This window comes from Sphingomonas corticis, assembly GCF_012035195.1.
Classification (GTDB): domain Bacteria; phylum Pseudomonadota; class Alphaproteobacteria; order Sphingomonadales; family Sphingomonadaceae; genus Sphingomonas; species Sphingomonas corticis.
The window spans coordinates 61113-84578 of sequence record NZ_JAAVJH010000009.1 but is presented as its reverse complement, the minus strand read 5'-3'; the positions used below and the strand labels follow the sequence as shown (position 1 = coordinate 84578).

Sequence of the window (23466 nt, the reverse complement as noted above, 5' to 3'; positions counted from 1 at the left end):
TGCGATGAGCAACGCCCTCGCCCCCATGAACCCCGCCCCCTCACCGCTGGTGCCGGAGCGGTTCGCCAACCCGCTGAAGCAGATCCAGGGCGTCCTCGCCCAGCCCGCGGTGCGCCGCGCCGGGCCGATGGCGCTGATGGTCGGCCTGGTCGGCGCCGCGGCGCTCGCCTGGTCCGCGCTGTCGGCACCGCCGCAGAAGACGCTGTTCTCCGGTCTCGCCGATGCCGACAAGGCGGCGGTGACGCAGGCGCTGTCCGCCGGCAACATCGACAGCCACATCGACGATTCGTCGGGCGCGCTGACCGTGGCGGAGGAGGATTACTCCCGCGCGCGGCTGCTGCTCGCCGGGCAGGGCCTGCCCAAGGCCGCGCCGGGCGGCTACGCGATCCTCGACCAGCTGCCGATGGGCGTCAGCCGCGCGGTGGAGGGCGAGCGCCTGCGCCAGGCGCGCGAGACCGAGCTGGCGCGATCGATCCAGGAGATCGACGCGGTGGCAGAGGCGCGCGTGCATCTCGCCACGCCCGAGGCCAGCGTGTTCCTGCGCGACAATGCGCAGCCGTCCGCTTCCGTGGTGCTGAAGCTGCAGGCGGGACGCGCGCTGAGCGACGCGCAGGTCGCCTCGATCGTCAACCTGGTCGCCAGCAGCGTGCCCGGCATGAAGCCCGACGCGGTGACCGTGGTCGACCAGCTCGGCGGGCTGCTCAGCAAGGACGGCGCGAACACCGACGGGTCGGAGACCCGCATCCGCTTCCAGCGTCAGGTGGAGGACAAGTACCGGCAACAGCTGATCCAGCTGCTGACGCCGCTGGTCGGCGCGGGCAATTTCACCGCCGAGGTGCAGGCCGACGTCAATCTGGACGAGACCAGCGCCACGCGCGAGAGCTTCGACAAGGACGGCCGCCTGCGCGCCGAGACCGGCAACTGGACCGGCAACATGGCCGGCGGGCAGCAGACCCCCGGCGGCATTCCCGGCGCGCTGAGCAACACACCGCCCCCCGCCAGCCAGCTGTCGACGCCGCAGCCCGCCACCGGCAACCCCGGCGTGCCGACGCCGCAGCCCGTCGCCGGCGGCCCCGCGCCCGACGCCAACAAGCAGTCGGACCAGTTCGCGCGCTCCTACGACCTCAACAAGGAAGTGTCCGTCACGCGCAACGCGCCCGGCGGCGTGCGCCGGCTGTCTGTCGCCGTGCTGCTGCGCGACCCCGACAAGGGCCGGCGCACCGCGATGGAGATCAACCAGATCAGCGATCTGGTGAAGAGCGCGGTCGGGTTCGACCAGGCGCGCAACGACAACGTCACCGTCATCAGCCGCAAGTTCGCCGACGCCGCGGGCGCCGCGGCGGACGGCCCGGCATGGTATGACAATGCGTGGCTGCCCGTCCTGGCGCGCAACGCGACCGCGATCGTCATCGCGCTCCTCGTCCTGCTGCTCGGCGTGCGCCCGCTCGCCAAGGCGCTGATGAAGAAGCGGGAGGACGCCGTCGCGCCCGCCGCGACCGCCGGCGCCGCCGAGGCGCTGCCGATGGGGACGGCGGCGCCGGCCGGCGGCGCGGGCCCGCTGCCCGCGGGCATCACCGTCGCCGATCCGGTGGCGCTCGACCAGATCGAGACCAGCAGCAGCTTCGAAGGACGGGTCGGCGCGGTGCGCGGCTTCACCCGCGACAATCCGGCGCGCGCCGCGCTTGCCGTGCGCGACATGATCGCCGCGGACGACAAGTCGTGACCGCCGCGACTGCCGCCGCCCCCCGTCACTTCACCGGCGTCGAGCGCGCCGCGGTGCTGATGATGCTGGTCGGCGAGGACGAGGCCACGGCCATCCTGCAGAAGCTGGATCCCGAGGAGGTGCGCAAGCTGGGCGCCGCCATGTTCGACGTCGCCGACGTGAGCGAGGAGGAGGTCGGCAGCGTGCTGGACGATTTCGTCGGCCGCGCGCGCGAGCGCACCGGCATCACCTTCGACCCGCGCCCGCACGTGACGACGGTGATGAACCGCGCGCTGGGTCCGGAGAAGGCGGAAAGCGTGCTCGCCCGCATCACGCCAACCGAGGCGGTGTGCGAGATCGAGATGCTCGAGTGGCTCGATGCCAAGGAGATCGCGCAGATGCTGAACAAGGAGCATCCGCAGATCGCCGCCGTGCTGATCGCGAACCTGGATCCGGCGGTGGGCAGCCAGGTGCTGGAGCTGCTGCCCGAGGCGTCGCAGCCCGACATCCTGCACCGCATCGCCAAGCTGGGGCCGATCACGCCGGAGGCGGTGGAGACGCTACGCCAGATGATCCAGCGGCGCAGCGCGACGCGTGCGCCGACCGCCGCGGGCGTTCAGCTGGGCGGCACGCGCGAGGCGGCGAAGCTGCTGCAGGGCGCGCGCAAGGCGACCGAGCTGCGCGTGATGCCCAAGCTGTTCAAGATGGACAAGGACGTGGCGAAGGCGATCGAGGAGGCGATGTTCGTCTTCGAGAACCTGCTGGAACTGGACGACAAGAACCTGTCCACGCTGATCCGCAACGTCGACGGCGACATCCTGACCCGCGCGTTGAAGGGCTGCGACGAGGCGGCGCGCAACCGCATCCTGGGCAGCATGTCCGCGCGCGCCGCGGACGGCATCCGCGACGACATGGAGGCGCGCGGGCCGATGAAGCTGTCCGAGGTGCTGGACGCGCAGAAGGCCATGATCCAGATCGCGCGCAACCTGGCGAAGGACGGCACGATCCAGATGGGCGGGGGCGAGGACGATTATGTCTGACGCCATGTCGCAGGGCGCGTTCGGCCTGCCGGGAGACGACCGTCGCGACGGCGGCTTCGTCGTCGGCTTCCCCGCGCGGCGCGACGCCGCCGCGGAGGCCGCGCTGGAGGAACGCCGCGCGCAGGCGCCGGTCGCCGGCTTCAGCCCGGCGGACCTGATCGCGCGGATCGAGGAAGCGTTCGGCGCGAGCGGCGGCATGCCGCGCCCGCGCCATTTCCACCCGCAGGATCGCGAGGCGAACCCGACGGAGGGATGGGATCCGCTGGAGGCGTGCCGGGAGCCGGCGCCCGATCCCGTCGAGGCCGCGCGCGCGGCCGGCTACGACGAGGGCTACGCCGCCGCGGTCGCCGCGATCGAGGAGACGGCGGCGCGCGACGACGCGCTGCTGGCCGGCGTCGCCGCATCGGTGGGCGGCGGCGCGGTGGATCGCGCGCTGCTGGCCGAGCAGCTGCGCCGCACGGTTCTGTCGCTGGTGACTCGCATCGTCGGGGAGGCGGGCGTGTCGGGCGAGTTGCTGGCCGCGCGCGTCGAGGCGGCGACCGACTGCCTGGCGGACGCCAGCGAATCGGCGATGCTGCGCGTCCATCCCGACGATGTCGCGCTGCTGGACGGCCGGCTGCCCGCCACCGTCTTTCCGGTCGGCGACGCCGCGGTGGCGCGGGGCAGCTTCGTGATGGAGGCCGCCTCGACCATCGTCGAGGACGGGCCGGCGATGTGGCTGGAGCAGCTGGAAGCCGCGATCGAGCGCGCCGCGCTGCCGGCATGCTGAACCGCTTCGCGCAGGATTACCTGCACACGCTGGAGACCACCGCCTTCCGGCCGCGTCCGCGCGTGTCGGGCCGTCTCGCCTCGTACGACGGGCTGCTGATGGAGGCGGTCGGCCTGACGCTGCCGGTCGGCACCGTATGCTCGGTGGGCGACCAGGTGGAGGCGGAGGTGATCGGCTTCCGCAACGGCCGCACGCTGATGATGAACCTGGGCGGCCCCGCCGCGCTGCTGCCGCACGCCCCCGTCCGCCCGCTCGGCGAGCCGGGCGAGGCGGAGGTGGGCGCGGCGATGCTGGGCCGTGTGGTCGACGGCGCGGGGGCGCCCATCGACGGGCTGGGCCCGATCCGCGGCGCGGGCCGCTGGCCGCTCGCCGGGCGGATGCAGTCGCCGCTGGACCGCGGGCGCGTGCTCGCCCCGCTGGACGTCGGCGTGCGCGCGATCAACGGCCTGCTGACGGTGGGCCAGGGCCAGCGCGTCGGCATCATGGCCGGGTCCGGCGTCGGCAAGTCCGTGCTGCTGGGCATGATGGTGAAGGCGGCCGCCGCGGACGTGATCGTCATCGGCCTGATCGGCGAGCGCAGCCGCGAGGTCGCCGATTTCCTCGAGACCAAGGTCGCGGGCGAGGCGCGCGCGCGATCGGTGGTGGTGGCCGTGCCCGCGAACCATTCGCCGGTGCTGCGCATCCGCGGTGCACTGCGCGCCACCGCGATCGCGGAGGCCTTCCGCGACGAGGGCAGGAAGGTGCTGCTCATCATCGATTCGCTGACGCGCGTGGCGCATGCGGGGCGCGAGATCGGGCTGGCGCTGGGCGAGCCCGCCTCCGCGCGCGGCTACCCCCCGTCCGCCATCGCGATGCTGCCGAACCTGATCGAGCGCGCGGGCACCGACGTGCACAGCGGCGGCTCGATCACCGCGATCTACACCGTGCTGGCCGACGGCGACGACGGCAACGACCCCGTGGTCGATTCGGCACGATCGATTCTGGACGGGCACATCGTGCTGTCCCGCGCGCTGGCCGAGCAGGCGGTCTATCCCGCGATCGACGTGTCGAAGTCGGTCAGCCGCGTCATGAACGACATCGTGCCGGTGGAGCACCAGCGCGCCGCGCGCGCGCTGCGCCGCCATCTCGCCACCTACGAGGAGAACCGCGACCTGGTGCTGATGGGCGCCTATCGCAGCGGCAGCGACGCGCGGATCGACGATGCCATCGCCTATCACCCGGCGATCATCGAATATGTGCGGCAGGACACGCACCAGAGCGTCGCACTGGACGAGGCCGCCGCCGAGCTGATCGGCGTCTTCGGTGACTGACCCCAAGCGCCTGGCGCGGCTGCACCGCGTCCGCACGCTCCAGCTGGGCCTCGCCCGGGCGGAGGAGGCGCGCGCGCGCGACGGACTGGCGAGCGAGGCCGCGCTGGCCGAGCGGATCGGGCGGCTGGCCGCCGCTGTCGGCCCCACGCCCGAGCGCTTCGACGCGACCGCGCTGGCCGCGGCGGCGCATTACCGCGATCGGCTGCACCGTTCCGCCGACGCCGCCGCCAACCGCGTCCGCACGGCCCAGGCCGCCGCGGACCGCACCGCGGAGGCGACCAAGGGCGCGATGCGCGACCAGAGCGCGGTCGAGAAGCTGATGGCGCGCGCCGCCACGGCGGAAATCGCGGCGGAGATCCGCGCGATGCAGGACGCGCCGGCGACCGCTCGGAAGGTTCGGCACGATCCTTGCTGATGGTCCGCCGGTATCAACCGGCGAGGCGAACCTACCCCGTGACCAACATTGCCGCTTTGTCCGTCACCAGCGCGTTGACCGCGCCCGGCATGCCGTCTGCCGGCGCGCCTGCCGCGGTCGCCGTCGCGCTGCCCGGCCTGCTTCAGCCGGGTGTGCCGGGTGCGGAGGGCACCACGGCGGCGAGCGGGTTCCGGACGGGTGCGGAAGGCGCGCCGGTCGCCTCGTTCCTCGACCTCGCCGCCATGCCCGATCCGATGCCGGGTCAGTTCCCGGCCGCCACCCCGCCCGCGCTCTCGATCGTGACCGGCACCGTCGCGCGGCAGGATGGCGCCACCAGCGGCAAGGCCTTGCCGGATGCCGGGCCGGCCGGGGACGATCCGCTGTCGTGGCTCGCCGCCAGCCTGCCCGAGGTCGTCGCGGCGCCCGGGTCCGCGCCGACCATCACGCTGCCCGCCACGACCCTGCCGGGCAACCCGCTGCCCGCCGCGACGCTGCCTGCGACGGCGCTGCCTGCCGCGACGCTGCCTGCCGCGACGCCGACCGGCCGCGCTCCGCTGCCCGCGCCGCTCGCCGCCTCGCTTCTCCAGCCGGTCGACCCGCCTCCTTCGCCCGCGCCCGTCCTGCCGGACGGCACGGTGCCGGCGGGCGAGGACGCCGCAGCCGCGACCCCCGCCCCCACGCCTTCCGCGCGCGCGGCCAGGCGCGCCGAGTTGCGCGCGGCGATGATCGCGCGCTCGCTTCCCGCCGCCCAGCCGGTCGCCGCGCTGCCCGATGCCCCCGCCACACCCGCGACGAAGGAGCAGCCGGCCGGACCCGCGCCAGTCGCCGTGGCGGAGGTATCGACGCTGCCCCCCATGCCCGTCGCGGTTTCAGCGGCGGTCGTGCCGTCCCCGCCCGTGCCGGTATCCGTTGCGCCGGACCGGGAGGCTCCTGCGGCCGCCGCACCGGCCCAGACCCTGCCCTTCGAAACCCTGCCGGCGGGGCCACGCCCCGCATCGGGTCGGAGCGAGGGGTCTCCGCCCGCGCCCGGCAACGAGGCCACGGCCGCGATGACGGATCGTGCCGCGGCCGCACCCGGTGCCGTCCCCGGCACGAACCGGCCGGCGACCCAGCCGACCCCCGCCCCCGCCCCCGCGGCGGCGTCGTGGTCCGGCGTGCCGACGCAGCCCGCCATGACGGCGAGCCGCGAGCGGACACGCGCGGATGCGCCCAAGCGGGAGGCCGCGGACGCCCCGCTCCCGCCGTCGACGGGCGCCGCGGCCTTGCCGACCCCGCCGCTGCCGGTCGCAGCCACGCCGATGCCGACGGTCGCCGCGACGATCGCGCTGTCCGCTCCCGTGCCGATCGTTCCCGCGCCGGTGGCGCCTGTCCCGGTGGCGGCTGTCCCGGTGACGGCTGTCCCGGCGACTCCCGCTCCGGCCGGTCCGGTCGCGACGGCTCCCGCGCCTCTCCCGGCGCCGTCCCTTGCCACCGCCTCCGCGCCGCGCCCCGCCGCCGGCACGCGTGTCGTGCCTTCGGTCGCCATCGCCGATGCCGAGCCCGCGCCGCCGGAAACCGTGGAGCCGCACGCGGCGGAGCGGCGCTCCGCCGTCGCGGCGCCCGCGACCGCGCCGACACCCGCTCCCGTCGCCCCGCGCGTCGAGATCGCGGCGCGCACCTTCGCGCAGGCGATCCACCGCGCCGTCTCCGCCGAGGCTCCGTCGCAGCCCGTCGCCGCGCCGGCGGCGCCGGTCCAGCTCGCCCCCGCCGCCCCGACCGCGATGGCTCCACCCGCGCCGCTCGACCTGCGCGACGCGCACTGGCCGACGCGGCTGGTCGAGCGGATCGAGGCGTTCCGCGAGATGGTGGCGGAGAGCCGCGCGACCCGCGACGACCTGTCGATCCGCCTGGTGCCCGACGCGCTGGGCACCGTCGACGTCTCGCTGAAGCGCGACGGCGACACGGTGCAGGTGCAGATCACCGCCGAGCACGCGCAGACGCGCCAGCTGCTGGCCGAGGCCGCGCCCAAGCTGGCCGAGCTGGCGGAGAAGAGCGGCGTGCGGCTGCACCAGCCCGGCAGCGACGCGGCCGGCACCGGCACGTCCAACCAGCGCCCGCAGCAGCAGGCGCCCCAGCAGCAGCAGCCCGCCGCCCCGCCCTCCGCGCGGCGCCGGGCCGCTGACACCGCCACCCCATCCGACGCCGACCGCGTCGCCTGACCCGTCGAAGAGGACCCGCCATGAGTGACAAGCCCGAAGAGCCCGCCCCCAAGAAGAAGGGCAAGATGAAGAAGATCCTCGTCGCCGTGCTGGGCGCCGGCATCCTGATCGGCGGCGGCGTGGGCGCCGGCCTGTACGCCGCAGGCTCCGGCCTGATCGGCGGCGGCGCGCACGCCGGCCCGGCCGAGGATCCGAACAAGCCCAAGCTGGTGCCCAAGTCGGAGCAGAAGCACGCCGGCGAGGGCGGCGAAGGCGGCGAGGGCGGCGGCGAGCATGGCGGCGGCGGCGAGGGCGAAGGCGAGGCCGCCGCGTCCGAGAACCATGGCGCGCCGACGCCGGCCGGATCCGGCGGGGAGAAGTTCGCCTCCAACTACTACGCGATGGAGAAGGACTTCACCTCCAACCTTCAGGAATCGGTGCACGTGGTGCAGGTCGGCGTGGCGGTGTCCACGCCCTATGACGACAAGGTCATCACCAACCTGAAGACCAACGACATCGCCGTGCGATCGGCGATCCTGATGGCGCTGGGCGACACGACCGAGGACCAGGTGTTCTCCTCCGACGGCAAGAAGCTGCTGCAGAAGCGGCTCGTCGCGGCGATCAACCAGGTGCTGAAGGAAAAGGAGGGATTCGGCGGGATCAGTAACGTCTACTTTACCAATTTCGTTGTTCAGTGACCGGGCATGGTTAACGCGCCCGAAACCGCCGAATCACCCGCGCCCGAGCGCCGCGCGTCCGCGCGCGCCGAGGCCGTGGCGGCGTCGGGCGTATTGGGTGCGCCCAAGCTGCATCCGTTCGGCGACCTCCACGCACTCCAGCATCTCAGCGCGCGCGCCGCGCGCGGGGTGCGCGCAACGTTCGAGGGGCTGCTGCGCAAGGAATGCCGCGCCTGGGCCGAGCCGCTGGAAGTGGTGCGACTGGGCGACTATCGCGCCGGCCGCGCCGAGCTGCTGACGGCGTGGACGTCGCTCGGCATGGACGGGCGGCCGGTGTTGTGCGTGGTCGACGGCGCGCTGCTGCTGGTGCTGCTGGACCTGTTCTTCGGCGGCTCCGGCGACGAGCCCGCGACGCTGCCGCGCGAATTCTCCCCCGCGGCCGAAGCGCTGGCGGAGCGGTTCGGCACCGGCATCGCGCAGGCGCTGGAGACCGCGTGGGAGCCGCTGGCCCGCGCCGCCTTCTCCGTCGGCCGCTGCGAATCGAACGCCGCCAACGTCAACGGCGCGGATGCCGAGGACGTGGTGGTCGTCACCCGCTTCGGCGTGGCGCGCGGCGAGGCGAAGCCGGTGTTCGTCGACGTCCTGTACCCGGTCGCCACGCTGAAGCCGCACGCCACCGAGCTGACCGGCAAGGTGGTGGCCAAGCCCGTCGAGGTCGAACCCGAGTGGCGCACCGCCCTCACCCGCGCCGCGATGACGGTGCGGATGCCGGTGCGATCCGTGCTGGCCGAGCCGGTCGTCAGCCTGCAGCGGCTGATGGCGCTGAAACCCGGCGACGTCATCCCGATCGATTTCGGCAACGACGTGCCCGTGAAGGTGGGCGCGTCGCTGCTGGGCAGCGGCACCGTGGGCACGTCCAACGGCAAGGCCGCGATCCGCCTTACCAAGCTCGAAGGATTTGAAGCATGAACGACATGACCGGCGGGTTCCCGGTCGACGCCGCGGTCGCCGCCAACCTGCGGCTGCTGCAGGACGTCGACGTCAAGCTGACCGTCGAGATCGGCTCCACCACGCTCTCCCTGCGCGAGCTGCTGGCGCTGGGCGAGGCGAGCGTGATCGAGCTGGACCGCAACGCGGGCGAGCTGCTGGACGTGTTCGTCAACGGCACGCTGATCGGCCGCGGCGAGGTGGTGACGGTGGGCGAGCGCTTCGGCGTGAAGATGACCGAGCTGGTCGCCCCCGAGAAGCGCGGCTGATCCGGAGCTGATCTGAGATGATGTGGTCCTACGTCCTGAAGCTGATCGTCCTGCTGCCGCTGGTGTGCGGCCTGATGATCGGATCGCTGTACCTGTGGCGCCGGCTGGAAGGCCGGATGCCGGGCCGCGCGCAGACGCGCATGATCGCGGTCAAGGAGACGATGATGATCTCGCCGGGCCTGCGCCTTGCGGTGGTGGACTTCGAGGGCAGCCGCCTGCTGGTCTCCGTCGGGCGCGGCGGCGTGCAGCTGGTCGACAAGACGAAGGCGGGCAGCGAGCTGTGACGATCGTGACCCGGACCCGGGGCGCCACCCCCCTCTTCCGTCATGCCGGACCCTCCGGCCGTGGATCTCGAAACAGGTCCGGGGTGACGAGCGCGGGGAAGATCGGTTTCGCCCTCCTCGCCATCATCGTCGCGCTGTTCGTCGCCATGCCCGCCTTCGCGCAGGCGGCACCCGCCGCACCTGCGGCACCGGGCGTGGGCGATGCGGTCGACCGCGCGCTGGGTCAGCTGTCCAGCGGCGACGCCTCGTCGACGACCGGCGGCGGATCGCTGTCGCTGTCGCTGCAAGTGCTCATCATCATGGGCCTGCTCAGCGTGCTGCCGGGCATCGTGCTGATGATGACCAGCTTCACGCGGATCATCATCGTGCTGTCGATCCTGCGGCAGGCGCTGGGGCTGCAGCAGACGCCGCCCAACCAGGTGCTGGTCGGCCTCAGCCTGTTCCTCAGCTTCTTCGTGATGGCGCCGGCGGTGAACCAGATCAACACGCAGGCGATCCAGCCCTACGCCGCCGGTCGCCTGAACGGCACGCAGCTGATCCAGACCGCGGGCGCGCCGCTCCACGCCTTCATGGCGAAGCAGACGCGCGTGAAGGACCTGACGATGTTCGCCGACATGGCGAAGTCCGGTCCGTACCGCAGCACCGCGGACGTCCCCTATTCGGTGCTGCTGCCCGCGTTCGTCACCAGCGAGCTGAAGACCGCGTTCCAGATCGGTTTCCTGATCTTCCTGCCCTTCATCGTCATCGACCTGGTGGTGGCGACGGTGCTGATGGCGCTGGGCATGATGATGATGTCGCCGACGATCATCTCGCTGCCGTTCAAGCTGCTGCTGTTCGTGCTGGTCGACGGATGGGCGCTGACGATGGGCAGCCTGGCGAATTCGTTCGCGACGTAGCGATGGAGCATGCCGCTCGTCCTGAGGAGCCGCGCAGCGGCGTTTCGAAGGACGGCTGTGGTTCGAGACGGGGCTTCGACGCAGCTCAGCCCCTCCTCACCACGAACGGATTTGTGAGGAACGTGATGAACCCGCTCGTCGATGCCGACTATTTCCTGACGCTGGCGAACCAGACCATGTGGGTGCTGGCGCTGGCGGCCGCGCCGATCCTGATCCCGGCGCTGCTGTCGGGGTTGATCCTGGGCATGGTGCAGGCGGCGACGTCGATCCAGGAACAGACGCTGAGCTTCGTGCCCAAGCTGATCGTCGTCGCCGTGTCGATCATGGTGTTCGGCGCGATGATCCTCGGCCTGTTGAGCGACTTCACCAACGAGATCTTCGCGCGCATCCCGGATCTGGTGCGTTAATCGTGACCAACGCGCAGCATCCGTTCGGGCTGAGCAAAGTCGAAGCCCATGCCCAATCTGTGGCGCGTGCCCTTCGACTTCGCTCAGGGCGAACGGAGGTAGGGCGCTGACGTGCTCGGTTTTGGATTAGCCATCGAGCCGCAGCTGTGGGCGCTCCTCTTCGTGATGGTGCGCGTGGGCGCGGCGTTCGTGTTCGCGCCGGTGTTCGGCAACGTCTCCGTGCCGCTGCCGGTGCGTGTCGCATTGTCGGGGGCGATCGGCGTGCTGGTGCTGGGCGCCAATCCGGTGACGCCGCCAGCCCAGGTGTTCGCGCTGGCCACCTTCGTCGCCGTGGCCGCGGAGGCGCTGGTGGGGCTGGCGCTCGGCTTCGTGTTGCAGATCGCCTTCGCCGCGCCGCTGATCGCGGGGGAGATCATCGGCGGGTCGATGGGCATCGGCTTCGCCAACATGATCGATCCCAATTCCGGCCGTTCCAGCCCGGCGATCGGCCAGTTCCTGTCGATCCTGCTGACGCTGCTGTTCCTGTCGCTCGACGGGCACCTCGTCCTCGTGGATATGGTACTGCGCTCCTATCGCGCGCTGCCGCCGGGGGCCGCCTGGCTGACCGCGGGGCAGCTGCGCGACATCGCGCTGTTCGGCGGCTACGCCTTCCTGGCCGGGCTGCTGCTGGCGTTGCCGGTCGGCTTCCTGCTGCTGTGCCTCAACCTGGTGCTCGGCATGCTGTCGCGTTCCGCACCGGCGCTGAACCTGTTCGCGATCGGCCTTCCCGCCAGCCTGGCCGCGGGCGTCGTCGCGCTCGCCATCGCCTTCCCGGCGATGGGTGACTTCATGCTGGTGATCGTGCGCGAGGGCCTCGACATGACGCAGCGGCTGGTGCTGCGCTGATGTCGGAGGGCGGCGATCGGACGGAAGCCCCGACACAGAAGCGCAAGGACGATTCGCGCAAGAAGGGCGATATCCTCAAGAGCCGCGACCTCGCCACCGCGCTGGTCGTGCTGGCGGGCGTCGCCTGGATGATGCTGTTCGGGCCGAAGCTGGTGGCCGCCTGTCGCGAGGTGATGCGCGCCAGCTTCACCTTCGGCCGCGGCGAGGTGGAGGATTTCCGCCCGATGGACCCGTTGATCGAGGCAGGGTGGCGGCTCGCGCCGTCGCTGGGCACGCTGTTCGCCATCGCCGTCGTCGCCGCGATCGTCAGCCAGGGGGCGCTCGGCAGCCTCTCCTTCAACGGATCGCTGCTGGCGCCCAAGGGCAACCGGCTGAACCCGGCCTCCGGCCTCCAGCGCATCTTCGGCCTGAACGGGTGGATGGAGCTGGGCAAGTCGCTGCTGAAGGTGATCCTCCTCGGCTCGATCGGCGCGTACATGCTGTGGAAGACCGCGCATTTCAGCTTCGGCCTCGCCTCCACCGACCTGCGCGTGGCACTCGGCTCGCTCGGCTCGACGCTGATGGGTGTGCTGCTCGTGATGGCGCTGGGCCTGGTCGCGATCGCGATGTTCGACGTGCCGACGCAGATCATGCAGCTGCTGAAGAAGCTGCGCATGACCAAGCAGGAGGTGCGCGACGAGCACAAGGAGAGCGAGGGCAATCCGGAAATGAAGGGCCACCTGCGCGCGAAGCAGCGCGAGGTGCTGTCCGGGGGCATGCGCCAGGCGGTGGCGGAGGCGGACGTGGTGCTGACCAACCCGACGCACTTCGCCGTCGCGCTGCGCTACGACCGCGGGCGCGACCAGGTGCCCGTCGTCGTCGCCAAGGGCCGCGGCGCCACCGCCCTCGCCATCCGCCAGGCCGCGGGGGAGATGGGCAAGCAGGTGCTGGAATATCCCGCGCTCGCCCGCGCCGTCTACTATACCAGCAAGGAAGGGCAGGAGGTGCGCGACGACCTGTACCTCGCCATCGCCACCGTCCTCGCCTTCGTCTTCGGCATCAACGCGCAGCAGGGCGGACGCGCCGTCCCGCCGCGCATCGACGTGCCCGCCACCGCGCGGTTCGACGAAAATGGCGTCCAGCAGGCGTAAAGTCCGCCCGCGCGCGGTCGTTTAGGAGATCGACATGGCCACCACGACGACCAGCACCATCGCGACGACGACCACGGCCACGGCCGCGTCGACCAGGAGCGCGTCGCAGAGCGCGGCGGCCTCGCTGCTGAAGTCGCTCGGCACCGGTTCCGACGTCGATCTCGGCAGCCTCGTCCCCTCGCTGGTCGACGCGCAGTTCGCGGCGAAGAAGGCGCAGCTGGCGAAGAAGCAGGAGACGCTGACGGCGCAGATCTCCGGCGTGGCCACGCTGAAGAACACCATTTCGGAGTTCAACAAGGCGCTGGAGAGCCTGGTGAAGGGCGGCACGCTGTCGACCCAGCCGGTCAGTTCCGCCCCGTCGACGCTCACCGCCGTCGCCACGTCCGGCGCCGCGATCGCCGGACGGACCGCAACCGTCACCGTCGAGAAGCTGGCGCTGGCGCAGACCACCCGCTCCACCGTGCCGTTCGACGCGGCCTCGCAGGTGCTGGGCACCGGCACGCTGTCGCTGACGGTGGGCAGCGGCACGCCCGTGTCGATCCGCATCGACGAGGCGGACAAGACGCTGTCGGGCGTGGCGGGCGCGATCAACCGCGCCAAGACGGGCGTCACCGCCTCCGTCGTCACCGACGCCAGCGGCAAGGCGTACCTGTCGCTGCGCGGCGCGACCGGCGCCGCCAGCGCCTTCACGCTGTCGAGCGTCAGCGATGCCGGCGGCGACCTGTCCGGCATCGACGTCGGCCCGACCGCCACGAACACCAGCGTGATCCAGTCCGCGCGCAACGCCGAGCTGACGGTCGACGGCGTACCGATCCAGCGCGCGTCGAACGAGATTTCCGACGCGATCGACGGCATGAAGCTGACCCTGGTGGCGCCCTCCACCACCGCGGTGACGCTGACGACGGCCACGCCCACGCCGGCGCTGACCAGCGCGGTGAAGGACTTCGCCGCCACGTACAACGAGGTGCTCGGCATCCTGAAGGAGCAGACCGATCCCGTCACCGGGTCGCTGCGCGGCGACCCCGCCGCACGCCAGCTCACCAACATGCTGCGCGGGCTGGCCAGCAAGGTGCTGATGCCCGCCGCCGCGCCCGGAGAACCCGCGACGCTGGCGGCGATCGGCGTGCGCACGAAGCGCGACGGCACGCTGGAGGTGGACGAGACCGCGCTGACGGCCGCGTTGCAGAAGTCGCCCGCCGCGGTGGAGCAGATGTTCGCCGTGTCCGCCACGGCGGGCACCGGCCTCTACGCGGCGATGCAGTCGCTCCAGTTCAACGCCTCCAGCACGATCTACGGCCTGGGCGCGTCGGGCAGCTCCTATGCCGCGGCGAAGACGGACCTGGCGAAGCAGGAGGCGAAGCTGACCGAGGCGGCGGAGAAGATGACGACGCGCATGACGCAGCAATTCTCGTCGATGAACAGCCGCGTGTCCGCCTACAAGGCGACGCAGGCCTACCTGCAGCAGCAGGTCGACATGTGGACGAAGTCGAGCTGATGGCCTACGCTTCCGCCCTGTTGCGCGACCCCGCGCGCACCTATCGCGAGATCGACCTGGCCGGTCGCACCGCCGCGGCGGACGGACCCGCGCTGGTGCAGGTGCTCTACGAGGAGCTGGGACAGGCGCTGCGCGTCGCCGCCTGGGCAGCGGAGCACCGCCAGTACCAGACGCGCAGCGAGCGCGTGACCCGCGCCACCGCGATCCTGTTCGCGCTGGAAGCGAACCTCGACCACGACAAGGGCGGCGACGTCAGCGCCGCGCTGCAACGCTTCTACGCCGGCTGCCGCCGCCAGGTGGTGGAAGCCGCCATCGGCACCGACGGGGCGCCCTTCCGCCGCGTGGCCGCCGAGCTGGACGAGATCGCGCAGGCGTGGAAGCAGGCGCGGGCGGCGTGACGGGAGGGCCGCTCTTCCTCGTGTCCGGTCGCCCTGGCGCCGGAGGGGGAAGGCGGCGCTCCGACTGCGCCGGCGCCGTTACGCCACGGCGGCGGATTTCGTGCGCGCGGCGAAGCTCTTGCGCAGCTTCTGCAATTTGGGCGGGATGACGGCCAGGCAATAGGGGTTCCGCTGTCCCTCGCCTTCCCAATATTCCTGGTGGTAATCCTCCGCCGGATACCAGTCGTCCGCATATTCGATCGTCGTGACGATCGGCTTCGACTGCTCCGCCTGCGCGCGCGCGATCGCCTGGTTCGCCTGCTCCTCCTGCATGGTGGACGCGGGGAAGATGGCCGAGCGGTACTGCGTGCCGACGTCGTTGCCCTGCCGGTTCAGCTGCGTGGGATCGTGCGTGGCGAAGAAGATGTCCAGGAGGTCGGCATAGCTGACCTGCGCGGGATCGAAGCCGATGCGGATCGCCTCCGCGTGACCGGTATCGCCGCCGCACACCTGCCTGTACGTCGGGTTGGCGACGTGCCCGCCGATGTAGCCGCTCTCCACGCTCTCGACGCCGATCACGTCCTTGAACACCGCCTCCGTGCACCAGAAGCAGCCGCCTGCCAGCGTCGCATAGTCGGTCATCAACCTATCTCCTTTCGCCTTATGTAGGAACCGGCTACCGCGCCCGCAAAGGAGGACGGCGTATGGCGTTGGACGGAAAGGTGCTGGTGACGGGCGGCGCGGGCTATATCGGCAGCCACGCGGTGCTGGCGCTGCTGGACGCAGGATACGAGGTGGTCGTCGTCGACAATCTGGTCACCGGCTTCGCCTGGGCGGTCGACCCCCGCGCGACGCTGGTCGAGATGGCGGTGGAGGACCCGCGGATCGGCGAGGTGGTCGCTGAACACCGTGTCGCCGCGATCATGCACTTTGCGGGATCGGTGGTGGTCCCCGAATCGGTCAGCGACCCGCTGAAATACTATCGCAACAACACCGCCGCGACGCGTGCGCTGATCGAGAGCGCGGTGGCCGCGGGCGTGCCGCACTTCATCTTCTCCTCCACCGCCGCCACCTACGGCACGCCGGCCAGGGTGCCGATCGCGGAGGGCGATCCGACGCAGCCGATCAATCCCTATGGCATGTCGAAGCTGATGAGCGAGGCGATGCTGAAGGACGTCGCCGCCGCGCATCCGCTGAACTACGCCTGCCTGCGCTACTTCAACGTGGCCGGCGCCGATCCGCAGGGGCGAAGCGGGCAATCGACGTTGGGCGCGACCCACCTCATCAAGATCGCGGTGGAGGCCGCGATCGGCAAGCGCGCGCATGTCGGCGTCTACGGCACCGATTTCGACACGCGCGACGGCACCGGGGTGCGCGACTATATCCACGTCGCGGACCTGGCCGAGGCGCACGTCGCGGCGCTCGACTGGCTGGTGGCGCACCCGCGCGAGAGCGTGACGCTGAACTGCGGCTACGGCCGCGGCTTCTCCGTGCTGGAGGTGCTGGACGCCGTGGACCGCGTGACCAACCGCACGCTCGACCGCCGCATGGAGGGGCGCCGCGCCGGCGACCCGGCCGAGCTGGTGGCGGACAATGCGGCGATCCTCTCGACCTTCGACTGGGCGCCGAAGCGCGCGGACCTGGACGGCATCGTGCGCGACGCGCTGGCGTGGGAGCGGCACCTGGCGGAAAGCGGGCGGTGAGGCGGCTGCGCTCGCTCCTGTTCGTGCCGGGCGACCGGCCCGAGCGGATGGAGAAGGCGCTGAGTCTCGGCGCGGACGCGCTGATCCTCGACCTGGAGGATGCGGTCGCCCCGTCGCGCAAGGGGGAGGCCCGCGACGCGGTGCGCGCCTTCCTCGACGCGCCGCGCGATGGCGGACCGGCGCTGTTCGTGCGCGTCAACCCGCTCGACGGAACGCTGGTGGCGGACGATGTTGCCGCCCTGCGCGGGGCGGGGTTCGACGGGCTGGTGCTGCCCAAGGCGGAAGGGCGCGCCTCCGTCGCGCGGCTGCGCGCGCTGCTGCCCGGCGGCTACCGCATCCTGCCTGTCGCCAGCGAGACCCCGCGCGCGGTGTTCACGCTCGGCGACTATGACGGCCATGGCCTCGCCGGACTGACCTGGGGGGCGGAGGACCTGCCCGCCGCGATCGGCGCCAGCAGCGCGCGCGAGGCGGACGGCGGCTACACCGACCCCTACAAGGTGGTGCGCGCGCTGACGCTGTTCGGCGCCCACGCCGCGGGCGTGCCGGCGATCGAGACCGTCTATCCCGACTTCCGCGACACCGACGGCCTCGCCGCCTATGCCGCGCGCGGGCGGCGCGACGGCTTCACCGGGATGATGGCGATCCACCCCGCGCAGGTCGCGATCATCAACGCGGCCTTCACGCCCGGCGAGGCGGAGGTCGCGCACGCCCGGGCGGTGGTGGCGCTGTTCGCCGCGAACCCCGGCGCGGGCGCGCTCCAGCTCGACGGGCGGATGGTGGACGCGCCGCACCTGAAGGCGGCGGAGCGGCTGCTGGAGCAGGTCGATTAACGCCGCCGCAGCCGCGCGCCGATCCACCACCACAGCAGCGCGTAGAGCGTGCCCACGCACCAGCCCGACAGCACGTCGGATGGCCAGTGGACGCCCAGGTACACGCGACTGACGCCGATCGCGCCGACCAGCACCAGCGCCACCAGCAGGATGTAGCGCCGCTCCGCCCGCCCGCGCTCGACCTGCGTCACCAGGCTGGCCAGCGTCAGGTAGACGATCGCGCTGTTGGTCGCGTGGCCGCTGGGGAAGCTGAGCCCGCTGACGGGGACGAGATGGTCGACGAGGTCGGGCCGGGGCCGCGCAACGAACAGCTTGGCCTGCGCCGCCAGCCACCCGCCACTCGCCGTGGCCGCCACCACCAGCCCCGCGGTCAGCGGGCGGCGCGCCACCAGCAGCCAGCCGGCGGCCACCAGCACCACCAGCGTCAGCACCAGCCCGTCGCCGAGCGCGGTCAGATCGATCATCGCCGCGCGCACCCACGCCGCCCCGCCCGCACCGCGCACGGCGAGCAGGATCGTACGGTCCCAGCCGAACGGCGCCGCGTCGGTCAGCATGGAGGCGAACAGCAGCAGCGCGATCAGCCCGCTGCCCGCGGCCGCGGCGAGCAGCAGGCGCGGCGGGCGGCGCGTGGCGGGCGCGGGCGGCTCGGCCGTGGACAGCGTCGACGCCATGCCTCAGCCGCCGGTCCGGCGCGCCCCCGCCAGTTCGCGCGCGTTGGTGACGGTGGCGATTCCGTCGTTGCCCATCACGACCAGCCACTGGCCGTCGTCCTCGCAGCTGGCCAGCCACGCCGGCTTGCCCTGTACCGGATCCACCGTCTGCGAGCGCGCCACGCCCTGGCAATCGCGGCCGGCGTCGCGGATGGCGCGGAACAGCACCGCGTTGCGCTCGCCCTCGTTCAGCGCCGCCATGCGCGCGCTATAGCCGTTGTCGGGCACGGTAACGGCGGTGGTCTCGTTCCCCTGGCGCACCTCGCCGCAGGCCATCAGCGACAGCGGCAGCGACAGGGCGAGGGCGGGACAGAGAAATAGGCGCGGCATGGAACCTCCCGGTGGATCGGCTAAGATCGACAACGGCGCGGACGCCGCGCGGTTGCGAGCCTGTTGCGGCACGGCTCGCGGTCGCGAGCAGGGTCCACGCCGATACCAGGACGTGAGCGGGCGCGACATGAGGACGAATCGGACGGCGGGAATGCTGGCGCTGGCGGCGGTGCTGGCGGGATGCGGCGGGGGTGACGGCGGCGGGAGCGGCGGAACGCCGGTGGCGTCCGCGCCGTCGCCCTCCCCCACCGCGGGCGCGGCCGGCTGCACGCTCGCCGCGCGCGGGCGCTGGGTCTACGACCGGATGAGCGAGTGGTACCTGTTTCCGGAAACGCTGCCCGCCGCCTTCGCCGCGCCGGTCGCGGCGGCGGGACAGCGCGATCTCGACGCATTGCAGGACTATGTCGACCAGCTGACCGCCACGGCGCGCGCGCAGAACAAGGACCGCTACTTCACCTACGTCACCTCCGTCGCGGAGGAGGACGCCTATTACGACGCGGGCTCCTCCGCGGGCTTCGGCATCCGCCTCAGCTACGACGTGCCGGGGCAGCGCGTGGTGGTGATGGAGGCGTTCGAGAACGCGCCCGGCTATGCCGCCGGGCTGGACCGGGGCACGCAGCTGCTGGCGATCGGCACCTCCGCCGCCGACCTGCGCTCCGTGTCCGACCTGCTGGCGAGTGGAGGCGAGGGCGCGGTGGCGGACGCGCTGGGCCCCACCACCGCGGGCACCACGCGCGTGCTGCGGATCGCCGACGCGGCGGGGACGCGCGACGTGACGGTCAGGAAGGCGGACTATGCGCTGCAACCCGTCTCCCCCCGCTACGGCAGCCGCATCATCGCCGACGGCGGGCGCAACGTCGGCTACGTCAACCTGCGCACCTTCATCTCCACCGCCGACGCGCAGCTGCGCCAGGCGTTCGCCACGTTCCGCGCGGCGGGCGTGACGGACGTGATCGTCGACCTGCGCTACAACGGCGGCGGGCTGCTCTCCACCGCGGAGGTGTTCGCCGACCTGCTCGGCGGCAACCGCCAGGCCAGCGATCTGCAGGCGACCACGAAATATCGCGCGTCGAAGGCGTCGAACGACCGCTTCCGCTACTTCCAGCGCGAGACGGAGGCGATCCCGGCGATGAAGATTGCCTTTATTGGCACCGGTGCCACCGCATCGGCCAGCGAGTATGTCATCAACGCCTTCGTCCCGTACCTGCACGCCAATGCCGCGCTGGTGGGGTCCAATACCTTCGGCAAGCCGGTGGGGCAGATCGCGCTCGACAATCCGTCGTGCAGCGACGACCGGCTGCGCGTGATCGCCTTCGCGCTGACCAACGCGGCGGGCACCGGCGACTATTACAACGGGCTGGCGAGCCGCATGGAGGCGACGTGCCAGGCGGGCGACGACCTCTCCCGCCCGTTGGGCGACGCCTCCGAGGCGTCGGTGGCGGCGGCGCTGAGCTTTCTCGCCGGGCGCGGCTGTACGCCAATCGGCGCCAGCGCGGCATCGGCGCGGACGGCGTTCGGCCGCGAGCGCGAGCCGCTGACGCCGCGCGCGCCCACGGTGGCGCAGCGGGAGACGCCCGGCCTGTTCTGAGCCGCCGACCGCGAGGCCGCGGCCGGGCGCCGCACCGTCAGCGCAGCGTCGTCGGCACCACCGCGGGGGGAACCGCGGCCATCTCGCGCGCGACCGCCTCCACCCGCTCCATCACGCGCAGCACGTTGCCCTGCGCCAGCGCGACGAGGTCCGCGTCGCTCCAGCCGCGACGCGCGAGTTCGGCGAACAGCGCGGGATAGCCCTCCACGCCCTTCAGCCCGATCGGCCCGGTCCCGCTGATCCCGTCGAAGTCGCCGCCCAGCCCCACCGCCGCCTTGCCCGCGACCTGCGCGACATGGTCGACATGGTCGGCGACGTCGGACACCGTCACCGCCGGCTCGGCATGGGTGCGCTGCCATTCCAGCAGCTTCGCCGGCGCGCGGTCGTCGTAGACGTCGTCCGGCACGCCGACCGAGCGGGCATAGGCGCTCCGCTCACGATCCCAGGCGCGCCAGCGCGGCGAGACGAAGGCGGGGTAGAAGTTCACCATCACCACGCCGCCGCCGGCACCGATGCGGCGCAGCAGGTCGTCGGGAATGTTGCGCGGCACGTCCGATACCGCGCGCGCGCCGGAGTGGCTGGCCATGACGGGCGCCTTCGACACGTCCAGCGCCTGCGCCATCGTCGTGTCGGCGACGTGGCTGACGTCGACGATCATGCCCAGCCGGTTCATCTCCGCCACCACCTGCCGGCCGAACGGCGACAGGCCGCCGGCGCGCACGGTGCCGGTGGAACTGTCCGCCCACTCCAGCGACTGCGAGTGGGTGAGCGTCATGTACGCGACCCCCAGCGCCTTGAACTGGCGCAGGACGGCCAGGTTCGCGTCGATCTGGTGACCGCCCTCCACGCCGATCAGCGAGGCGACGCGGCCCGCCTTCATCGCCGCGCGCACCTCCGCCGCCGTCGTCGCCAGGCGCAGCGCGGCGGGGTGAGCCGCGGCCATGCGGCGAACGAGGTCGATCTGCTCGACCGTCATCTCCACCGCGCGCGGCCCCTGCGCGGTCGCGGGGATCCACACCGACCAGAACTGCCCGCCGACATGCCCCCGCTTCAACCGCGCGAGATCGGTTTGCAGCGGCCACGCCGCCTTCGACGTGTCGCCCGCGACCGCATCGGTGAGAGAGCCGTAGCGCTCGCGCAATTCCCACGCGAGATCGTTGTGACCGTCGATGATCGGCGTGCGCTCCAGCAGCCGCTCGATGCGGGGCGGGGCTGGAGCGGGGGCGGAAGCGGCCGCCTGCGCGGCGGCGAGGAGGAGCGCGAGCATGGCGCGGATCATGCGCGAACCGGGCGCCGGGGCAAGCGCGAAGCGCGCGGGAGGCCAGTCGCGGCGGATATGGACGTCGCTCCCCGGCCCTGACCGGGGAGCGGGCGGTCACGAATCCTTGTCGTAGAGGTCGCCGCCGGCGTTCTTGCCGGACGACTTGTCCGGATAGGCGTCGGGCGTGGTGCCACCCTGGTTCTTCACCGCCTGCTCGTCGCCGGCGTCGCGCACCTTGCCGTCGTCGCGGAAGTCGCCGCCAGGCTTGTTGGGTTGATCGGGCATCGCTCGTTCTCCTTGGAAGAAACAGAACGATGCGTGACGGCGAGAGTTCAGCCGTCCTTGCGCCGCTCGATCAGCCAGGGGCGCGGGCGGCCGGTGGGCTTCGCGACGCCGTCCAGCCGCACCGCGCGGTTCACGCGGACGGGGCGCAGCATCAGCGTGCCGTTCATCTGCTGGCCCGTCGGCTCGGCGAGGATGCGCTTCACCGTCGCCTGCCCGCCGACGACACGGCCGAACGCGGCATAGCCGGGGTTCTGCGGCGTCCAGTCCATCGCCGCGATCGGGCCGACGGTGATGAACCAATTGCCGTTGGCGGACCCGGGCGGCCCCTTGCGTGCCATGGAGATGGTCATGTCGAGGTGCTTCATGCCCGTCTGCCGCGTCGATTCGTGCGGGATCATGTCGAGGAAGCGGCGCGCGTCGGTGCGGATGCCCGACTGGATGAAGCCGAACTGCGGCGACCGCTTGTTGCGGGCGGTGCGATAGAAGCTGACGCCGTCGAAGCGGCCGTCATCGACGTAGCGCAGGAAATTGGCGGTGGTGATCGGCGCGCGGCGCTGGTTGAGCGCCAGCACGATCGGGCCATCGGCGGTCTCCAGCCGCACGCGGACCCAGCCGGGCGTGGCCCGGTCGGCGCGCTGCGCCTGGGCGACGGCGGGGGCGAGGAGGGCGAGAAGCGGGAGGAGAAGGCGCATCGTCGCGGGCTAGCGGCGGGTGACGGCGTGGACAAGGCCGGCTGTCCGCGCGCTGCAAGCCGACTGGCCGCGGGTGCACGAGCCGGCGATCGAGACCGCCATGGCCGGGTTTCGTCGTTGCCGAGCGGCCGACGCGGGAGCAAGTCCCGCGTCGTCGGACGGGTTCGGACAAGCCGACCCGCCGCCGAACGAATCCGTGCGAGCGCCTGCCGGCGCTCGCACCGGCGCGCAGGTGCGCCTAGAGCTTCTCCGTCAGCTCCGGCACGATCTTGAACAGGTCGCCCACCAGGCCGATGTCGGCAACCTGGAAGATCGGCGCGTCCTCGTCCTTGTTGATGGCGATGATGGTCTTGGAATCCTTCATGCCGGCGAGGTGCTGGATCGCGCCGGAGATGCCGACTGCGACGTAGACTTCCGGTGCGACGATCTTGCCGGTCTGTCCGACCTGATAGTCGTTGGGCACGTAGCCCGCGTCCACCGCGGCGCGGCTGGCGCCGACGCCCGCGCCCAGCTTGTCGGCGAGCGGTTCGATCAGTTCGGCGAACTTCTCGCCCGATCCGAGCGCGCGGCCGCCCGAGACGATGATCTTCGCGCTGGTCAGCTCCGGCCGGGTCAACGCGGCGATCTCCTGCCCCTCGAAGGTGGCGAGGCCCTTGTCGCCGGTGGAGGCGACCGCCTCGACGGTGCCGCTGCCGCCCTCGGCCGCGGCCTTCTCGAAGGCGGTACCGCGCACGGTGATGACCTTCTTCGCGTCCGAGGTCTGCACCGTGGCGATGGCGTTGCCGGCATAGATCGGGCGGGTGAACGTGTCCTCCGACTCCACGGAGAGCACGTCGCTGATCTGCATGACGTCCAGCAGCGCGGCGACACGCGGCGCGATGGCCTTGCCGTTGGTGGTCGAGGGCGCGACGAAGGCGTCGTGGTGGCCCATCAGCTCGACCACCAGCGGCGCGACATTCTCCGCCAGCGCGTGGGCGTAGGCCGCGTCGTCGGCGACGTGGACCTTGCCGACGCCGGCGATCTTCGCCGCCGCCTGCGCGACGCCGTCCACGCCCTGGCCGGCGACCAGCAGGTGCACCTCGCCCAGCTTCGCCGCGGCGGTGACCGCGGAGAGGGTGGCGTCCTTGACGGCCGAGCCGTCGTGCTCGACCCAAACGAGAGTCTTCATCTTCTCAGCCTTCCTTCAATCCCACCTCCGTTCGCCCTGAGCGAAGTCGAAGGGCAAGCGGCGGACGTGGTGCGTGGGC

At 72.1% G+C, this 23466-nt stretch carries 26 protein-coding genes; 19 read left to right on the top strand and 7 right to left on the bottom strand.

Annotation, left to right across the window (positions count from 1 at the left end; genetic code table 11):
* Positions 1–4 precede the first annotated feature (4 nt).
* The 16 genes from fliF (at position 5) to HBH26_RS14155 (ending at position 14841) form a co-directional block, all read left to right on the top strand.
* Positions 5–1723, top strand: a complete 1719-nt coding sequence (gene fliF / locus HBH26_RS14230) for a flagellar basal-body MS-ring/collar protein FliF (RefSeq protein ID WP_168135287.1) — start codon at positions 5–7, stop codon at positions 1721–1723.
* On the top strand, positions 1720–2742 hold the full coding sequence (fliG, locus tag HBH26_RS14225) for a flagellar motor switch protein FliG (RefSeq protein ID WP_338057390.1): 1023 nt from the start codon (positions 1720–1722) through the stop codon (positions 2740–2742). Before fliF ends, fliG begins: the two co-directional genes overlap by 4 nt.
* Complete coding sequence (locus tag HBH26_RS14220; protein ID WP_239024810.1) at positions 2735–3511, top strand: FliH/SctL family protein; 777 nt, start codon at positions 2735–2737, stop codon at positions 3509–3511. The genes fliG and HBH26_RS14220 overlap by 8 nt, the downstream gene beginning before the upstream one ends.
* The gene (locus HBH26_RS14215; protein WP_168135286.1) at positions 3505–4821 is read left to right on the top strand and encodes a FliI/YscN family ATPase; all 1317 of its coding nucleotides are present in this window, start codon (positions 3505–3507) and stop codon (positions 4819–4821) included. The genes HBH26_RS14220 and HBH26_RS14215 overlap by 7 nt, the downstream gene beginning before the upstream one ends.
* Entirely contained in the window at positions 4814–5236 is a 423-nt protein-coding gene (locus HBH26_RS14210; protein WP_168135285.1) for a hypothetical protein, read from the top strand. The genes HBH26_RS14215 and HBH26_RS14210 overlap by 8 nt, the downstream gene beginning before the upstream one ends.
* Before the next feature lie 38 nt (positions 5237–5274).
* The gene (locus tag HBH26_RS21215) at positions 5275–7434 is read left to right on the top strand and encodes a flagellar hook-length control protein FliK (protein WP_168135284.1); all 2160 of its coding nucleotides are present in this window, start codon (positions 5275–5277) and stop codon (positions 7432–7434) included.
* Positions 7435–7454: 20 nt separating this feature from the next.
* On the top strand, positions 7455–8111 hold the full coding sequence (locus HBH26_RS14200; protein WP_168135283.1) for a flagellar basal body-associated FliL family protein: 657 nt from the start codon (positions 7455–7457) through the stop codon (positions 8109–8111).
* Positions 8112–8117: 6 nt separating this feature from the next.
* Positions 8118–9059 (top strand): FliM/FliN family flagellar motor switch protein, encoded by a 942-nt coding sequence (locus HBH26_RS14195; RefSeq protein ID WP_168135282.1) that lies wholly within the window; start codon positions 8118–8120, stop codon positions 9057–9059.
* Complete coding sequence (gene fliN / locus HBH26_RS14190; RefSeq protein ID WP_168135281.1) at positions 9056–9346, top strand: flagellar motor switch protein FliN; 291 nt, start codon at positions 9056–9058, stop codon at positions 9344–9346. The genes HBH26_RS14195 and fliN overlap by 4 nt, the downstream gene beginning before the upstream one ends.
* Before the next feature lie 17 nt (positions 9347–9363).
* Complete coding sequence (locus tag HBH26_RS14185) at positions 9364–9630, top strand: flagellar biosynthetic protein FliO (protein ID WP_168135280.1); 267 nt, start codon at positions 9364–9366, stop codon at positions 9628–9630.
* Between the two features lie 146 nt (positions 9631–9776).
* Positions 9777–10526: a flagellar type III secretion system pore protein FliP gene (gene fliP, locus HBH26_RS14180; RefSeq protein WP_168135345.1), complete on the top strand. Its 750-nt coding sequence runs from the start codon at positions 9777–9779 to the stop codon at positions 10524–10526.
* Positions 10527–10651: 125 nt separating this feature from the next.
* Positions 10652–10933, top strand: a complete 282-nt coding sequence (gene fliQ, locus HBH26_RS14175; protein ID WP_168135279.1) for a flagellar biosynthesis protein FliQ — start codon at positions 10652–10654, stop codon at positions 10931–10933.
* Positions 10934–11044: 111 nt separating this feature from the next.
* Entirely contained in the window at positions 11045–11818 is a 774-nt protein-coding gene (fliR, locus tag HBH26_RS14170; RefSeq protein WP_338057389.1) for a flagellar biosynthetic protein FliR, read from the top strand.
* Positions 11818–12948, top strand: coding sequence for an EscU/YscU/HrcU family type III secretion system export apparatus switch protein (locus tag HBH26_RS14165; RefSeq protein WP_168135278.1), 1131 nt, complete (start codon positions 11818–11820; stop codon positions 12946–12948). Before fliR ends, HBH26_RS14165 begins: the two co-directional genes overlap by 1 nt.
* A gap of 34 nt (positions 12949–12982) precedes the next feature.
* Positions 12983–14443: a flagellar filament capping protein FliD gene (gene fliD / locus HBH26_RS14160; RefSeq protein ID WP_168135277.1), complete on the top strand. Its 1461-nt coding sequence runs from the start codon at positions 12983–12985 to the stop codon at positions 14441–14443.
* Positions 14443–14841: a flagellar export chaperone FliS gene (locus tag HBH26_RS14155; protein ID WP_168135276.1), complete on the top strand. Its 399-nt coding sequence runs from the start codon at positions 14443–14445 to the stop codon at positions 14839–14841. Before fliD ends, HBH26_RS14155 begins: the two co-directional genes overlap by 1 nt.
* Positions 14842–14919: 78 nt before the next feature.
* On the opposite strand, the gene msrA is transcribed toward HBH26_RS14155, so the two are convergent.
* A complete protein-coding gene (gene msrA / locus HBH26_RS14150) occupies positions 14920–15462 on the bottom strand; it encodes a peptide-methionine (S)-S-oxide reductase MsrA (protein WP_168135275.1) in 543 nt (180 codons plus the stop codon).
* A 62-nt stretch (positions 15463–15524) separates the two neighbouring features.
* On the opposite strand from msrA, the gene galE reads away from it, so the two are divergent.
* Both galE and HBH26_RS14140 read left to right on the top strand, forming a co-directional pair.
* Complete coding sequence (galE, locus tag HBH26_RS14145; RefSeq protein ID WP_168135274.1) at positions 15525–16523, top strand: UDP-glucose 4-epimerase GalE; 999 nt, start codon at positions 15525–15527, stop codon at positions 16521–16523.
* Entirely contained in the window at positions 16520–17353 is an 834-nt protein-coding gene (locus HBH26_RS14140; protein ID WP_338057388.1) for an HpcH/HpaI aldolase/citrate lyase family protein, read from the top strand. Before galE ends, HBH26_RS14140 begins: the two co-directional genes overlap by 4 nt.
* On the opposite strand, the gene HBH26_RS14135 is transcribed toward HBH26_RS14140, so the two are convergent.
* Both HBH26_RS14135 and HBH26_RS14130 read right to left on the bottom strand, forming a co-directional pair.
* On the bottom strand, positions 17350–18024 hold the full coding sequence (locus tag HBH26_RS14135) for a phosphatase PAP2 family protein (protein ID WP_168135273.1): 675 nt from the start codon (positions 18022–18024) through the stop codon (positions 17350–17352). The genes HBH26_RS14140 and HBH26_RS14135 overlap by 4 nt on opposite strands.
* A gap of 3 nt (positions 18025–18027) precedes the next feature.
* Positions 18028–18393, bottom strand: a complete 366-nt coding sequence (locus HBH26_RS14130) for a hypothetical protein (protein ID WP_168135272.1) — start codon at positions 18391–18393, stop codon at positions 18028–18030.
* Positions 18394–18520: 127 nt separating this feature from the next.
* On the opposite strand from HBH26_RS14130, the gene HBH26_RS14125 reads away from it, so the two are divergent.
* Positions 18521–19981: a S41 family peptidase gene (locus HBH26_RS14125; protein ID WP_239024809.1), complete on the top strand. Its 1461-nt coding sequence runs from the start codon at positions 18521–18523 to the stop codon at positions 19979–19981.
* A gap of 37 nt (positions 19982–20018) precedes the next feature.
* Here the strand turns inward: HBH26_RS14125 and HBH26_RS14120 are convergent, their stop codons facing one another.
* The 4 genes from HBH26_RS14120 to HBH26_RS14105 form a co-directional block, all read right to left on the bottom strand.
* On the bottom strand, positions 20019–21248 hold the full coding sequence (locus HBH26_RS14120; RefSeq protein ID WP_239024808.1) for a dipeptidase: 1230 nt from the start codon (positions 21246–21248) through the stop codon (positions 20019–20021).
* A 108-nt stretch (positions 21249–21356) separates the two neighbouring features.
* On the bottom strand, positions 21357–21527 hold the full coding sequence (locus tag HBH26_RS14115; protein WP_168135270.1) for a hypothetical protein: 171 nt from the start codon (positions 21525–21527) through the stop codon (positions 21357–21359).
* Between the two features lie 47 nt (positions 21528–21574).
* Positions 21575–22219, bottom strand: a complete 645-nt coding sequence (locus tag HBH26_RS14110) for a peptidylprolyl isomerase (protein ID WP_168135269.1) — start codon at positions 22217–22219, stop codon at positions 21575–21577.
* A 238-nt stretch (positions 22220–22457) separates the two neighbouring features.
* Positions 22458–23387 carry an electron transfer flavoprotein subunit alpha/FixB family protein gene (locus HBH26_RS14105; protein WP_168135268.1) on the bottom strand — a complete coding sequence of 310 codons (930 nt, stop codon included), beginning with the start codon at positions 23385–23387 and terminating at the stop codon, positions 22458–22460.
* Positions 23388–23466 lie beyond the last annotated feature (79 nt).